Annotated in this window: 1 protein-coding gene, 1 pseudogene and 2 riboswitches; of the genes and pseudogenes, one reads left to right on the forward strand and one right to left on the reverse strand. The window is 75.8% G+C overall.

What is annotated here, in order from left to right; translation table 11 throughout:
* A pseudogene (locus tag AB0J52_RS39620) lies at positions 1–866 on the reverse strand (TIGR00374 family protein); the annotation flags it as partial.
* Between the two features lie 265 nt (positions 867–1131).
* Positions 1132–1227, forward strand: a riboswitch (glycine riboswitch).
* 1 nt (position 1228) lies between these two features.
* A riboswitch (glycine riboswitch) is annotated at positions 1229–1339 on the forward strand.
* Between the two features lie 68 nt (positions 1340–1407).
* Between AB0J52_RS39620 and AB0J52_RS39625 the strand changes: the two are divergent.
* A partial coding sequence (locus tag AB0J52_RS39625; RefSeq protein ID WP_500188272.1) for a hypothetical protein occupies positions 1408–1619 on the forward strand: 212 nt, incomplete at its 3' end.

The raw sequence follows: 1619 nt of genomic DNA on the forward strand, positions 1-1619 counted from the left end.
GCGTAGCGGCGCGGCTCGTCGGCGGACGTGGTGATCCGGCGCGCCCCGGCCGGGCGCGTCCCGAGCCGCTCCAGCGCCGCGACGACCGCGGTGCCGGGCGGGCGCGGGTTCGGCGTGCCGACCGCGTACAGCGTTCCGTGGCCGATCGCCACGCCGAGGAAGTAGGTGGCGGCGAGCGCCGAGACCGAGGCGTAGGAGGCGGTGAGGCCGGTCAGCGCGGCCAGCCCGATCATGGTCCAGGCGGCGACCTGCCAGCGGGTGCGGCCGGCCATCCCGACGGCGGCGACGAACGCGATCACCGGGGCGATGTCGGTGTGCACCACGGCGGTGCCGGAGCTGCCCCAGATCAGCGCGTTCAGCAGGCCGTTCGGCGCGGCCGGGACGACCCAGTCGTTCATCGCGACGGTCAGCCCGAAGGTGATCATCGCGGCGAGCACCGCGATCGCCACCCGGGTGCCGTCCCGGTGGAACAGGCGTTCGACCGCGAACGCGACCGGGACGGCGAGCACGCCGAAGCTGGACGCGAGCGTGGCCAGCGACAGCAGCCAGCGCGGCGCGTGCGCGGTGCCCTCGACGATGTCGGTCTGGAGGCCGTGGGTGGTCTGCTGGGCGATGGTCACCAGCAGCATGACGGCGCCGAGGCCGATCAGCGCGGTGACGAACCGGATCGCGTCGCCGGACCGGCGGATGCGCACCGGCCACGGCGGCTCCTCGACCGGCGCCGCGGTGCCCGGCCGCCCGCCGTCGCGCTGGTCCCGTCCGCCGTCCCCGGGCGCGGGCGCCGCCTCGGCGGGGACGCCGGGACGCGCGCCGGCCGGGTCCGAAGCGCGTTCGGACCGTGCCGCGCCGTCCTGGGTCCGCGTCACGCCGCACCGCCGTTCCGTTATGTCGCCCCCCGCCCTGCCGTGTGGGCCCCCGCCCCGCGGTTCTCCGGGTCCCCCTGACCGTGAGCTGCGAATATCGTACTTTCTCCGGCGTCCGCGGCGGGGGAGGGGTGGGCCCGCCACGCCGACCGGGCCGGTCCGCGGCAGGGGAGCGTCCCGCGGGCCGCCGGGATCGGACGGCCCGCGCCGGGCCCCGGCGCGTTCGATCCTGCCGCGTGTTGGATAGAGTTCCCACAGGAAACGCCGCTGACCCTGTGCGGGAGAGATTCCACGCCGCCAGCGTGGGACGCCGAAGGGGCAACCCTCCCCGGAACCTCTCAGGCAAAAGGACCGCACAGACGAGGCACCTCTGGAAAGCAGGCGCGCGCCCGGAAACGGGGACGGGACGCCTCACCGAAGGGGAAATTCCGCGCGCGTGCGCGGGGGAAGCTCTCAGGTGCCACGACAGAGGGGGAGACCGTCGCCGGCCGCCGGGCCGGGGACGCCTGAGCGACCGCTTTCGCAGCCCAGGAGGCTCTCCCCAATGACCGCCCAGTACTTCGCTCCCGTGGCCTCGCCACAGACCCCGCGGACGGCCTTCGCCGACCGGCACATCGGCCCGTCCGGCGACGAGCGGTCCCGGATGCTGGCGGCCATCGGCTACTCCGGAGCCGAGGCCCTGATCGACAGGGCGGTCCCCGCGGCGATCCGCACCGACCGCCCGCTGGCGCTGCCGCCGGCGCTGTCCGAGCCGGC

The organism is Spirillospora sp. NPDC049652, from assembly GCF_040675125.1.
Taxonomy (GTDB): Bacteria; Actinomycetota; Actinomycetes; order Streptosporangiales; family Streptosporangiaceae; genus Spirillospora.